General features: G+C 64.6%; 14 protein-coding genes. 4 read left to right on the top strand and 10 right to left on the bottom strand.

Annotated features, from left to right (window positions below; genetic code table 11):
* Positions 1 to 4: 4 nt before the first annotated feature.
* Entirely contained in the window at positions 5 to 424 is a 420-nt protein-coding gene (gene irrA / locus MUU56_RS11685) for an iron response transcriptional regulator IrrA (protein WP_244767464.1), read from the bottom strand.
* A 314-nt stretch (positions 425 to 738) separates the two neighbouring features.
* On the opposite strand from irrA, the gene fabA reads away from it, so the two are divergent.
* The 3 genes from fabA (at position 739) to fabI (ending at position 3368) form a co-directional block, all read left to right on the top strand.
* Positions 739 to 1254 (top strand): 3-hydroxyacyl-[acyl-carrier-protein] dehydratase FabA, encoded by a 516-nt coding sequence (gene fabA, locus MUU56_RS11680; protein WP_064328827.1) that lies wholly within the window; start codon positions 739 to 741, stop codon positions 1252 to 1254.
* Positions 1255 to 1332: 78 nt separating this feature from the next.
* Positions 1333 to 2556, top strand: coding sequence for a beta-ketoacyl-ACP synthase I (gene fabB, locus MUU56_RS11675; RefSeq protein WP_244767463.1), 1224 nt, complete (start codon positions 1333 to 1335; stop codon positions 2554 to 2556).
* A gap of 5 nt (positions 2557 to 2561) precedes the next feature.
* Positions 2562 to 3368, top strand: coding sequence for an enoyl-ACP reductase FabI (gene fabI, locus MUU56_RS11670; RefSeq protein WP_244767462.1), 807 nt, complete (start codon positions 2562 to 2564; stop codon positions 3366 to 3368).
* Positions 3369 to 3523: 155 nt separating this feature from the next.
* On the opposite strand, the gene MUU56_RS11665 is transcribed toward fabI, so the two are convergent.
* Both MUU56_RS11665 and MUU56_RS11660 read right to left on the bottom strand, forming a co-directional pair.
* The gene (locus MUU56_RS11665) at positions 3524 to 3751 is read right to left on the bottom strand and encodes a hypothetical protein (protein ID WP_244767461.1); all 228 of its coding nucleotides are present in this window, start codon (positions 3749 to 3751) and stop codon (positions 3524 to 3526) included.
* 87 nt (positions 3752 to 3838) lie between these two features.
* Positions 3839 to 4441, bottom strand: coding sequence for a LysE family translocator (locus MUU56_RS11660; RefSeq protein ID WP_244767460.1), 603 nt, complete (start codon positions 4439 to 4441; stop codon positions 3839 to 3841).
* Positions 4442 to 4565: 124 nt separating this feature from the next.
* On the opposite strand from MUU56_RS11660, the gene MUU56_RS11655 reads away from it, so the two are divergent.
* Positions 4566 to 5030: an Lrp/AsnC family transcriptional regulator gene (locus tag MUU56_RS11655; protein WP_244767628.1), complete on the top strand. Its 465-nt coding sequence runs from the start codon at positions 4566 to 4568 to the stop codon at positions 5028 to 5030.
* Positions 5031 to 5033: 3 nt separating this feature from the next.
* On the opposite strand, the gene MUU56_RS11650 is transcribed toward MUU56_RS11655, so the two are convergent.
* From MUU56_RS11650 to rbfA, 7 genes are all read right to left on the bottom strand, one after another.
* Positions 5034 to 6050, bottom strand: coding sequence for a class I SAM-dependent methyltransferase (locus MUU56_RS11650; protein WP_244767459.1), 1017 nt, complete (start codon positions 6048 to 6050; stop codon positions 5034 to 5036).
* 85 nt (positions 6051 to 6135) lie between these two features.
* A complete protein-coding gene (gene pnp / locus MUU56_RS11645; protein ID WP_244767458.1) occupies positions 6136 to 8280 on the bottom strand; it encodes a polyribonucleotide nucleotidyltransferase in 2145 nt (714 codons plus the stop codon).
* Positions 8281 to 8689: 409 nt separating this feature from the next.
* On the bottom strand, positions 8690 to 8959 hold the full coding sequence (rpsO, locus tag MUU56_RS11640) for a 30S ribosomal protein S15 (protein WP_064328820.1): 270 nt from the start codon (positions 8957 to 8959) through the stop codon (positions 8690 to 8692).
* Positions 8960 to 9101: 142 nt separating this feature from the next.
* On the bottom strand, positions 9102 to 9431 hold the full coding sequence (locus MUU56_RS11635) for an SH3 domain-containing protein (RefSeq protein ID WP_244767457.1): 330 nt from the start codon (positions 9429 to 9431) through the stop codon (positions 9102 to 9104).
* Positions 9432 to 9474: 43 nt separating this feature from the next.
* Positions 9475 to 11127: a sensor histidine kinase gene (locus MUU56_RS11630; protein ID WP_244767456.1), complete on the bottom strand. Its 1653-nt coding sequence runs from the start codon at positions 11125 to 11127 to the stop codon at positions 9475 to 9477.
* Between the two features lie 225 nt (positions 11128 to 11352).
* A complete protein-coding gene (truB, locus tag MUU56_RS11625; protein WP_244767455.1) occupies positions 11353 to 12288 on the bottom strand; it encodes a tRNA pseudouridine(55) synthase TruB in 936 nt (311 codons plus the stop codon).
* A gap of 12 nt (positions 12289 to 12300) precedes the next feature.
* On the bottom strand, positions 12301 to 12711 hold the full coding sequence (gene rbfA, locus MUU56_RS11620; RefSeq protein WP_244767454.1) for a 30S ribosome-binding factor RbfA: 411 nt from the start codon (positions 12709 to 12711) through the stop codon (positions 12301 to 12303).
* Between the last annotated feature and the right edge of the window lie 66 nt (positions 12712 to 12777).

The following is a 12777-nucleotide window of genomic DNA, read 5'->3' as shown; positions in this document are numbered from 1 at the left end:
GCGATCAACCCTTCTTCGGGCGCAGGCGGATGATCACATCAACGTGAGCGATCTCCATGCCCTCGGGCGGCTCCGGCAGGTTGCCGATGGCGATGTTGCTCACGGGAATGTCGAGCACGTGGTTCTCGCCCTCGACGAAGAAATGGTGGTGGTCCGATACATTGGTGTCGAAATAAGTCTTCGAGCTCTCCACCGCCAGGACCCGGATGAGGCCGGCCTCGGTGAACTGGTGCAGCGTGTTGTAGACGGTCGCCAGCGAGACCGGGACGCCGGCGGCGACGGCTTCCTCGTGCAGTTCCTCCACCGTCAGATGGCGGTCGCCCTTGGCGAAGAGCAGGTCCCCGAGTGCCACGCGCTGGCGCGTCGGACGCAGGCCACAATGGCGCAGGCGCTCTTCGATGGGCATCTCGTGTGCATGCGTCATGGGCGACGGATCCGCTTGTCTGGCCTTGAACAACAATCTTGAACTTTCGATATAACTTTACGAGCGCCGGGATTCAATAGGATTGCGGCGGATGAAAGACGCGCAACATGCGGAAAACCGGGGCCTTTGCCCACACCGTGCCACTTTGCACTGGCTGTCACTGCAAGCATCATGTATGCGGACAGCTGAATGAACGTCTCGCCCGGAGCGGGCGGGGCGACAAGGAGGGAACGGTCCGGGTGCTTCAATTCGCACCCACCTTCTCTAAATCTAACGCAAAGCAAGCGTTGTTCAGACCGGGGATGAGACATTCGATGACGACCAGGCAATCCAGCTACAACTATGAGGAAATCCTGCGCTGCGGCCGCGGCGAGCTGTTCGGCCCCGGCAATGCCCAGCTTCCTCTGCCGCCCATGCTGATGGTCCACCGCATCACCGACATCTCCGAGACCGGCGGCGCCTTCGACAAGGGCTACATCCGCGCCGAATACGACGTGAAGCCGGACGACTGGTATTTCCCTTGTCACTTCCAGGGCAATCCGATCATGCCGGGTTGCCTCGGCCTCGACGGCATGTGGCAGCTCACGGGCTTCTTCCTCGGCTGGCTCGGCGAGCCCGGCCGCGGCATGGCGCTTTCGACCGGCGAAGTGAAGTTCAAGGGCATGGTCCGCCCGCACACGAAGCTCCTCGAATACGGCATCGACTTCAAGCGCGTCATGCGCGGCCGCCTCGTGCTCGGCACGGCGGACGGCTGGCTGAAGGCCGACGGCGAGACCATCTACCAGGCGACCGACCTGCGCGTCGGCCTGTCGAAGGACAAGGAAGCTTAAAGGCCGCGGAGCCACCGGAAGCCTGAAGGCGGCGCCGAGCCGCCTTCACAACGAGACGTTCTAGAAAAGGTCAGGAATATGAGACGGGTAGTTGTCACGGGTCTGGGGATCGTATCCTCCATCGGGAACAACGCGGACGAAGTGACGGCGTCGCTGCGCGATGCGCGCTCGGGCATCAGCTTCTCGCAGGATTTCGCCGACCACGGCTTCAAATGCCAGGTCTGGGGCGCGCCGAACATCGATACGAGCGAACTCGTCGATCGCCGCGCCGCCCGCTTCCTCTCGCAGGGCGGCTCCTGGAACCACGTCGCCATGAAACAGGCGATCGCCGATGCCGGCCTGGAAGAGACAGACTACGCCGCTAACGAGCGCGTCGGCATCATCATGGGCTCGGGCGGCCCCTCCACCCGCACGCTGATCGAGGCCGCCGAGATCACGCTCAAGAACAATTCGCCCAAGCGCATCGGCCCGTTCGCCGTGCCGAAGGCCATGTCTTCGACGGCATCCGCGACGCTCGCCACCTGGTTCAAGATCCACGGCGTCAACTACTCGATCTCGTCTGCCTGCTCGACCTCGGCGCACTGCATCGGCAATGCCGCCGAAATGATCCAGTGGGGCAAGCAGGACCTCATGTTCGCCGGTGGCCACGAAGATCTTGACTGGACCATGTCGAACCTCTTCGACGCCATGGGCGCGATGTCCTCCAAGTACAACGACACACCCGCGACGGCCTCGCGCGCCTATGACGTCAGCCGCGACGGCTTCGTCATCGCCGGCGGCGCCGGCGTGCTGGTTCTGGAAGAGCTGGAGCGCGCCAAGGCCCGCGGCGCGAAGATCTACGCGGAGATTGTCGGCTACGGCGCGACCTCGGACGGCTATGACATGGTGGCCCCGTCGGGCGAAGGCGCGGTGCGCTGCATGCGCCAGGCGCTCTCCACCGTGAAGGGCGACGTCGACTACATCAATACGCACGGCACCTCGACGCCCGTCGGGGATTCCAAGGAGATCGGCGCGATCCGCGAAGTCTTCGGCGACAAGATCCCGCACATCCAGTCGACCAAGTCGCTGACCGGCCACTCGCTCGGCGCTGCCGGCGTGCAGGAATCGATCTACAGCCTGCTGATGATGCAGGCCGGCTTCATCGGCGAAAGTGCGCATATCACCGAGCTCGACCCGGAATTCGACGGTGTTCCGATCGTACGCAAGCGCATCGACGGTGCGAAGATCGATATCGCCCTTTCCAACTCCTTCGGCTTCGGCGGCACGAACGCCACGCTGGTCTTCCAGCGCCACAACGGATGACAATCATGACGGGGATCATGAACGGCAAGCGCGGCCTCATCATGGGGGTCGCGAACAACCATTCCATCGCGTGGGGGATCGCGCAGAAGCTGGCCGGCCAGGGCGCGGAACTCGCCTTCACCTACCAGGGCGAGGCGCTCGGCAAGCGCGTCAAGCCGCTCGCCGCCGAACTCGGCTCGGACTTCGTCATTCCCTGCGACGTCGAGGACATCGCCTCGGTCGATGCGGCGATCGCGGCGATCAAGGACAAGTGGGGCACGCTCGACTTCGTCGTGCACGCCATCGGCTTCTCCGACAAGAACGAGCTGAAGGGCCTCTACGCCGACACCTCGCGCGAGAACTTCTCGCGCACCATGGTGATCTCCTGCTTCTCCTTCACGGAGATCGCCAAGCGGGCCGCCGAGCTGATGAGCGAGGGCGGTTCCATGCTGACGCTGACCTATGGCGGCTCGATGCGCATCATGCCGAACTACAACGTCATGGGCGTCGCCAAGGCCGCGCTGGAGGCCTCTGTGCGTTACCTCGCCGGCGACTACGGCCCGCGCGGCATCCGCGTCAACGCGATCTCGGCCGGACCGATCCGGACCCTCGCCGGCGCCGGTATTTCCGATGCCCGTGCCATGCTTTCCTGGCAGCAGAAGAACGCGCCGCTCCGTCGCACCGTCACCATTGAGGACGTCGGCAACTCGGCGCTGTACCTGCTTTCTGATCTGTCGAGCGGCGTCACCGGCGAAATCCACTATGTGGACGCCGGCTACAACATCACCTCCATGCCGACGCTGGAGCGCCTGGCGAAGGCCGACAGCGAATAAGCAACGCGCCTCTCCCCCTGCCGGGACGTTCTCCGAACGGGGGAGAGAGGCGTATCATGCTGGTTCTCCTTACCGCCGATTGTACGCGGGGGAACGGCTCCTCGCCCCGTTTGCGAGGAAGGAAAGCCGTCAGGCTGGCGAAAGCCCGGCCCATCTCAAAGCAGCGCCAGCAGGAGCAGCAGCAAAGCCACGGCCGCAGCAACGGCGATGAAGAGCGTGCGCACGCGGCTGTTCATTTCCAGCGGCTTGCCGTCCGCGCCGCGCCGCAGAAAGGCGAGCGGCACCTCGGAGGTCGGCGTATGCCCCTCCCCTTCCTTCACATCCTTGGCGATGACTTCCGCCACATCTTCCATCATGGGCGGCCTTGCAGGTCCAAAAGCCATTGCGGGTCTCCTGAACGAAAGCGATCCGGGAATGGTGGACCTCTTTCGGCAAAATGGCAATCGGCCTGAACGGACTGCTGACTGGTCCTACTCCAGCACGACAGGCACGAGCGAAAGCACGAGCAGCAGCGCCATCGCCCGGTTGAAGACCCTGAGGCTGCGTTCGCGCGCGAGAAAGCGGGCCGCGCCGACGCCGATCCCCGTCCAGGCCACCGTGCTGACCAGCGTCGCGCCGCCGAAGATGACGGCGAAGACCGCGGGCACGGTCAGGTCTCCCGCCGCGCCCTTGCCATAGGTGACGACCGCGCCGGCCACCATCACCCAGAGCTTCGGGTTGACGAGTTGCAGCAGGGCGCCTTCGAAGAAACCGAACGGACGCTGCGCGCTGCCATCCGGCACCGCTCCCGCGGGCACGGCATTGGCGATGCGCCAGGCGAGCCAGAGCAGATAGGCAATGCCCAGCCATTTCAGCGCCAGGTGCACGCGCGGCTCTGCGATGACCGATCCGCCCACAGCCGCGACGATGAAGATGATGACGGCGACGCCGGCCCCCATGCCGATCGCCACCGGCAGCGTCCGGCGAAAGCCGTAGTTCGCTCCTGAAGCCGTCACCATCGTGTTGTTCGGCCCCGGCGTGCCCGCCATGGCGAATGCGAAGCCCGAAGCTGCCAGAAACCAGGCCCAGTCCATCTTGCTCTCCTCATCGAAACGACGGTAGCCTAGCGGTCCTCGAGCGCAATCGAGTTGCCAAGATGCCAGACTTGAGGGAGATTTTGGCATTGCCTGCCGCAAACCGGCTTGAACGTTCGTGAGGATCCCAGTGCCGCTCGATGAAACGGACCGCCGCATTCTTCGCGTGCTGCAGCAGGACGGGCGGCTGCAGAATGTCGAACTCGCCAGGCGCGTCGGCCTCTCGCCCTCGCCCTGCCTTCGCCGGGTCAGGTTGCTGGAGGAAGCGGGCATCATCAGCCGCTACGTGGCTGTCGTCGATCAGGCGAAGGTGGGGCTGCAGCTTTCCATGTTCGCGCGCGTCTCGCTGACGGCGCAGGATGCGGAGACGATCGACCATTTCATCGCGGCGATGAAGCGGCTGCCGGAGGTGGTGGAATGCTACATCATGCTCGGCGAAAGCGACGCGCTGCTGCGCGTCGTCGTCTCGGATCTTGCCGACTACCGTCGCTTCCAGTCGACGCACCTCACCCGCAAGAACGGCATCCAGACCGTCAAGACGGACGTGCCGAGCGAGACGATCAAGCAGACCTTCGCACTGCCCCTGTAGGGCTCAGCGCCTGCCCCAGAGCACCTTGAAACGGGCGTTGCGGCAGAGTTCGCCGCTTTCCTTGAACGCTTCCTTCAGCGCCGGCTCGTAGGGCAGGCCGCGGTTGGCGACCATCAGCAGGCGGCCGCCGGCCTTCAGCGATTTCGCCGCCATGCGGATCATTCCCGCGCCGAGCGAATGGTCGGCGGCATGTCCCTCGTGGAAGGGCGGGTTCATGACGATCAGGTCGTAGTGATCGCGCGGCGCCTCGGCCGTCAGGTCGAACCAGAAATAGCGGGCGGGAATGTTCGGGCAGTTCTCCGCCATGTTCTCCTTGGCCGCTTCCAGCGCCTCGTAATGCGCCTCGAAAAGGTCGATGCCCTTTGCCTGCGGCGCGCGGCCGCCGAGCATGACGGAGAGATAGCCCCAGCCCGCGCCGAAATCGGCGGCGTGGCCGTGGAAGTCTTCCGGGATGCGGGTTGCAAGCAGCTCGGAGCCCTCGTCGATGCGGTCATGCGAGAACATGCCCGGCGCGGCCGTGAAGCGGCCGGCGATGCGCACCGGCTTCGCCGCCAGCTTGGAGACGGCCTCGGACGGGTCTTCGGGGCGGGCGAACCAGATGGCGAGGCCGTGATATTTCGGCATGGAATCGCCCGTGAGGCCAAGCTGGTCGAGGCGCTTGCGCATGGACTGCACGCCGTCTTCCTTGCCTCCGGCGACGACGATGAGGCCGCCGGTGCGCACGCGGCGCAGCGCCTCGGCGATACGGTTCTCGTTCTCGCCCTTGTGCTTGGTCATCAGGATGAGCGCGCCATCGAAATCCTCGCCCTCGACGACCGGCTTCACCGGCGCGCGCACCGCTTCCAGCCCGCGATAAAGCGAGCGCAGCGGCTGCACGGCTTCCAGCGCCGCGTCAAAACCTTCCGGCGGGCGCTGGCCGGCTTCCGCGCCGAGGAAGAGGTAGCGTTCGCCCTCTCCAGGCAGGCCGAGCGTGCCGGAGGCGAAGGGGTGGAACAGGGTCTTGAGGGCGTCGCGGGTCATGGTGGGCTTTCGGCGGAGATACGGGTCTATAAAAAAGGGGCGCGGAACGTGCCGCTCCGCGCCCCCTCGATCGATAAAAATCCGATTACTCGGCGGCGGCTTCGCCGTCGCCCTTCTTGTCGGCGGTAATTTCCTTGCCGGTCGCCTGGTCGACGACCTTCATGGAGAGGCGAACCTTGCCGCGCTCGTCGAAACCCATCAGCTTGACCCAGACCTTGTCGCCTTCCTTGACGACGTCGGAGGTCTTGGCGACGCGTTCCTGCGCCAGCTGCGAGATATGTACGAGGCCGTCACGCGGGCCGAAGAAGTTGACGAAGGCACCGAAATCGGCGGTCTTGACGACCGTGCCCTCGTAGATCTGGCCGACTTCCGGTTCCGCGACGATGGAGTGGATCCACTTGCGGGCCGCTTCGATCTCCTTCGCGGACGAGGAGGCGATCTTGATCGTGCCGTCGTCCTCGATGTTGATCTTGGCGCCGGTCTTCTCGACGATCTCGCGGATGACCTTGCCGCCCGTGCCGATGACTTCACGGATCTTGTCGACCGGGATGTTCATGACTTCGATGCGCGGGGCGAACTCGCCGAGCTGGCTGCGGCCTTCGGAAATGGCGTTGGCCATCTCGCCGAGGATATGCTTGCGGCCGCCCTGCGCCTGGCTGAGCGCGACCTTCATGATCTCTTCGGTGATACCGGCGATCTTGATGTCCATCTGCAGCGAGGTGATGCCGTCGGCAGTGCCGGCGACCTTGAAGTCCATGTCGCCGAGGTGGTCTTCGTCACCGAGGATATCGGAGAGGACCGCAAAACGGTCGCCTTCGAGGATCAGGCCCATGGCGATGCCGGCAACCGGCTTTGCCAGCGGAACGCCGGCGTCCATGAGGGCGAGCGAGGTACCGCAGACCGTTGCCATCGAAGACGAGCCGTTCGACTCGGTGATCTCGGAAACGACGCGCAGCGTGTAGGGGAACTGTTCCGCCGTCGGCAGCATCGGGCGGATGGCGCGCCAGGCGAGCTTGCCGTGACCGATTTCGCGGCGGCCCGGGGAGCCCATGCGGCCCGTTTCACCGACCGAATAGGGCGGGAAGTTGTAGTGCAGCAGGAAGCGTTCCTTGTACATGCCGGTCAGGCTGTCGACATACTGCTCGTCTTCGCCGGTGCCGAGGGTCGCAACGACGACCGCCTGGGTTTCGCCGCGGGTGAAGAGAGCCGAGCCGTGCGTGCGCGGCAGGATGCCGACTTCCGAGACGATGGTGCGAACGGTTTCAAGATCGCGGCCGTCGATGCGGCTCTTGGTGTCGAGTATGTTCCAGCGGACAATCTTGGCCTGGAGGTGCTTGAAGACGGCGCCGATGACTTCCGCGCTGTACTTCGGCTCGACGCCTTCGGGCAGGAAGTGCGCCTTCACCTTCGCCTTGACGGCGTCGACGGCGGCGTAGCGATCAGCCTTCTGGGTGATCTTGTAGGCGTCGCGAAGTTCGGCTTCGGCAAGGCCGAGCATTTCTGCTTCGAGCGCGGAATGATCTTCCGGGACGAAATCGCGCGGCTCCTTGGCAGCGACTTCCGCGAGCTTGATGATCGCATCGATGACCGGCTGGAAGCCCTTGTGGCCGAACATGACGGCGCCGAGCATGACGTCTTCGGCAAGTTCCTTGGCTTCGGACTCGACCATGAGGACGGCGTCCTGCGTGCCGGCGACGACGAGGTCGAGAACGGACTCGTCCATCTCGTCGAGATGCGGGTTCAGGACATACTCGCCATTGATGTAGCCGACACGGGCGGCGCCGACCGGGCCCATGAAGGGGACGCCGGAAATCGTCAGCGCCGCGGAAGCGGCAACCATCGACAGGACGTCCGGATCGTTTTCGAGGTCATGCTGGACGACCGTGACGACGACCTGGGTGTCGTTCTTGTAGCCTTCCGGGAACAGCGGGCGGATCGGACGGTCGATCAGGCGGGAAACCAGCGTTTCCTTTTCCGACGGGCGGCCTTCGCGCTTGAAGTAGCCGCCGGGGATCTTGCCCGCTGCGTAGGTCTTTTCCTGGTAGTTGACGGTGAGCGGGAAGAAATCCTGGCCGGGCTTCGGCGCCTTGGCGGAAACGACGGTGGCGAGAACGACGGTTTCGCCGTAGGTCGCGAGAACCGCGCCGTCAGCCTGGCGGGCGATCTTGCCGGTTTCCAGCTTGAGCGGACGGCCCGCCCATTCGATTTCAACCGTATGGGTATCGAACATGTCTTGTCCTTCTTGACGGATACGCGCACCGCCGCCCAAAGGCGCAGGTGGTCTATCCGCGTTCGTGACGCATCATGGGCAAGACAACGGGAGGCTTCCGGAACATGGCCCGCGAACTCTGCGCCTGAAGGCTTTTCAGCCTGGCCGACGACAGGCGCGCGCCTGAAGCATCCTGCAATCCTGCCCCATGACAGGTCATCGGTTGGTTCCGCAGGACCGGCCCATCCGGCCTGCTGGAAAATCCCCTTTCGCGAGGCGGCCTCAACCGGCACAGGCGAAACGGTCTTGTCTGTCTTGCGCAATCCCAAACGCAAAGGCGCGGCGCGCCTCTGCCGGAACTGCTCTAGCGAAACGTCCGTTCCGCAAAAGAAAGCGGCGGGCGCTCGCAAGGAACGCCCGCCGAAATTGCTTAGCGGCGAATACCGAGGGCAGCAATCAGCTTGCTGTAACGGGATTCGTCCTTCTTCTTGAGGTAGTCAAGAAGCGAGCGGCGGCTGGAAACCAGCGTCAGAAGGCCACGACGGGAGTGGTTGTCCTTCTTGTGGTCCTTGAAGTGGCCGGTCAGGTTGTTGATACGCTCGGTCAGGATCGCGACCTGAACTTCCGGAGAACCGGTGTCGCCTTCCTTGGTGGCGTATTCCTTGATCAGCGCAGCCTTGCGCTCAGCAGTGATCGACATCGTATGTCCTTTCATGAATGGAGAACCAGGGTCGCCAAAAGCCGGGATGTCGTCCAGCGATGGCCGTGAAGGCAAGCGGGGAAAGCCCCGCATTGCTGGCGGTGCCTATAAACCATTCCCTCATGAAAGAAAAGAGCCGTCGTCAACGCCGGTCGGCCGGCTGGCTGGGCGCGGCTTCGCGCGCATCGCCGGGCTGCTTGCACACGACATAGGCGCCGAACACCCAGCCGAGCCGCACGCCCTGCCGCGCGACGAAAAGCCAGTGTTTCGTGCCGACCTTCCTCTCCTCGACGATCTCGACCTGCGTCCCGTTCGCAAGGGTCGTCAGGATCGTGCCGTTCGGCGCCGCGCGCACATTGAGCGGCGTGCCGGTCGGATCGTCGACCGAGCACTGGCCATAGGCGGCAAGGGCTTGGGACGCTGAAAGGACAAGGCACGCCAAGACGGCGGCCCCACGCAGGAATGACGTCATGAAACACACCCATGGCCGATGCATCGGAAAAGGAGCGGTTTCCTCATTGCGCCGCTCCCTGCTCGTGGCCGTCCTCGTCGCGCAACCGGGCGAGCGGGATCGTCACGCGCCATTCGATGCCGTCGTCGTGAACGATGAAGTCCAGCTTGGCATCAAGCGCCATGCCGAGCATGCGCTCCAGCACGACGCTGCCGAAGCCCTTGCGGCTGGCGGCGATGGCCTGCCTGTCGATCGTCGCCCGGCTCTCGCGCCAGATGAGGTTCAGATTCGCGCCGGACGTCACCCAGCTGAGGGAGATGACGCCGGTCTCGTTGGCGAGCGCACCGTATTTCGTGGCGTTCGTCGACAGTTCGTGCAGCGCCATGCCGAGCGTCTGCGACGCCTGCGGATCGAGGAGAACGGATGGGCCGGCGATGCGCACGCGCCCCGCATCGTCAGGCGTGAACGGCTTGAGCTGGTTCTTGGCAAGCTCCATGAGGTTCACGCCTTGGGTGGCATTGGCGATCATCAGGTCCGTCGACCGGGCAAGGCCGGCGACGCGCCTGCGAAACGTCTCGGCGAAGTCGCTGGCATTTTCCGCCGCCGCGGCCGACTGGTTCAGCATGGCCTGGATGACGGTGAGCTGATTCTTCGAGCGGTGCGCCACCTCGCGCATCAGGAAACGCACCTCGTTTTCCGATTTGACGCGGGCATCGGCGGCTTCGGCGAGCGCGCGCGACACCGTTTCCAGCTCGGAAATGGCGTAGGGGCGCGGCGACACCCGTTCGCCAAGGCCAAGACGGCGCGCATCGTGCGCCAGCAGCCGGACATCACGGGAAAGGACACGGGCGATGCCGACGGCGCTGATGGCGGCGAGTGCGGCAAAGACCGCGCCGCCGATCGTCAGCCACAGGAAGGAGGAAACCGCCGGCGCCTGCACGTCCGACGCCTTCGCCCAGGCGATCATGCGCCAGCCGGCAAGCGAGGAGAATTCCGTGACGACCTGATAGTCGACGCCATCCCGCCGCATGGCGCTGACGCCGAGCCGCAACGACGGCACGACGCGCAGGAAGAAAGGCTGGCCGGTTTTCTGCTTCTCGTCGGTCGAGGCGATGACCGTGCCGGCGGAATCGAGCACGGCCGCGTTCCAGCCGGGCGAGAGGATGTCCGGATTGACCGCGCGCCGCAGCGCCTCGGCATTCTTCGTCAATGTCAGAAGGACGGGTTCGCCATTGGCAAGCCGCACCGGCATGTAGACATTGAACACCCAATGCTGGGCCGTGCGGCCGAAGAAGAGGTCGGAGACCATGCGTTCGCCGCGCGACAGTGCCAGACGCGCCGAAACCTGCTCGGACGCCGTGTTGAGCGGCGTGCCGAAGGGGACGCGCGTGTTGAGGCGTTGCCTCATCGCCTGATCGATGACGAGAAAATAGGTGTCCGTGCCCTGGAGCGTCTTCGTCGCCTGGGCATGCAGGGTCGCGTAGTCGCCCCTCGGCAGGCTTTCCGACGTCGACAGGAAGTTGAGCGTCGAGAACATGGCCGTGATTTCGCGCTCGACCGCGCGATTGACGGCGCTGGTCGAGGTGCGCAGCAGCGATTCGAAGATGCGCTCCTGCGCCTCGTTGGTGCGCTTCAGCACGACGATGGAGAACAGGAAGGCGGGAATGACGACGACGAGGATGAGGCAGACGAGGTAGAAGGCAACGGGATGATGCATGCGCCGGCGGTTTTCGACAGGGCCAGCACCCTCCTCCGCATCTTCGGCGGATACCGTTCTGTCAGTCGGCGCAATCGTCAACGGCCAGCCCTTTCACCCCTCGCCCGCCGGCGGCCGCGACGGCAATGCGCCGCCCGGCCCGCCCTCGAACGAACCTCGCCGGCCCATAAAGCCCATAGCTTGTGGTGAAATCAAGTCGGCAGCGATTGGTTCCTCAGCCCTTCGTCAACCGCCGAAGACGCGCTTCGGCCGGAACTCGCCGCCGGCGATCTCGCCGATCGCGACCAGCTTGCCACGGGCCGTCGCATAGGCTTCGTCCGCGGAAACCGGGGCATCCCGGCCACGCAGGATGATCGGATTGCCCATGCGCAGGCGGTGCGCCTGGTCATCGTTGATGACGATCTGCGGCAGGCTGGAAAGGGCTTCGCCGGTATCGATCAGGAAGGCGTCGAGGGCGGCCAGCCGCTCGGCCTCGTCGGCGATCTCCTCGAGCGCCGTCAGATCGGCGAGCGGCACCATGTCGTCCTCGCCGAAGGGAGCGACAAAGGTGCGGCGCAGTGCCGAGATATGGCCGAAACAGCCGAGCTGGCGGCCGAAATCGCGGGCGAGCGCACGCACATAGGTGCCCTTGCCGCATTCAACCTCGAATGCCGCGGTGTTCTCGTCCGGACAGCCGATCAGGGTCAGGCGATGGATTTCCACCTCGCGCGAGGGGATCTCGACGGCTTCGCCTTCACGGGCGAGGTCATAGGCGCGTTCGCCGGCGATCTTGATGGCGGAGAACTGCGGCGGGATCTGCTGGATGACGCCGGTATAGTCGCCGAGGATCGCCTGGATGGCATCCGCGGCGGGCCGCTTTTCCGAACTCCGCGTCACCTCGCCCTCGAGGTCGTCCGTCGTGCGTTCCTCGCCCCAAGTCACCGTGAATTCGTAGATCTTGCGGCCATCCATGACGTAGGGCACGGTCTTGGTGGCATCGCCGAGCGCGATCGGCAACATGCCGGAGGCGAGCGGATCGAGCGTGCCGGCATGGCCGGCCTTCTGCGCCTTGAACAGCCACTTGATCTTGGCGACGGCTTCGGTGGAGCCGAAATCGAACGGCTTGTCGAGGATCAGCCAGCCGGAAACCGGCCGGCCCTTGGGTTTGCGGGGTCTGGACATCTTATTCCTGGATTACCTGTCGTCGTCGCCGTCTTCGGCGGAAAGATCGCGGGCGACTTCCGGTGAACGCAGGAGATCGTCGATCTTCTTGTAGTTGTCGAAGCTGGTATCGTCGCGGAAGCGCACGTCTGGCATGTACTTCATCTGGCGCAACTGCGGGCCGAGGCGGCCGCGGATGAACTTCGAATTGCGGTTCAGCGCCTCGATCACCGCGTCATGATCCTTCACGCCGAGCGGGGTGACATAGGCCGTCGCGTGCTTGAGATCGGGCGACATGCGCACTTCCGAGATGGAAATCACGGTCTTCTCGAGAAGAGGGTCGCGCACTTCGCCGCGCTGGAGAACCTGGGTAATCGCCGCGCGCACCTGCTCGCCCACGCGCAGCATGCGTTGCGACGGCGCCGAGGATGTTGCTCTGGTCATGGTCGTCACTTTCAAAAAAATGCGAGCGCCGAAAAGGTCCGGCGCTCGCACGATGGTCTATCCGCC

This window comes from Shinella yambaruensis (assembly GCF_022899355.1).
Classification (GTDB): Bacteria; Pseudomonadota; Alphaproteobacteria; order Rhizobiales; family Rhizobiaceae; genus Shinella; species Shinella yambaruensis.
This window is presented reverse-complemented; position numbering and strand designations above follow the sequence as displayed.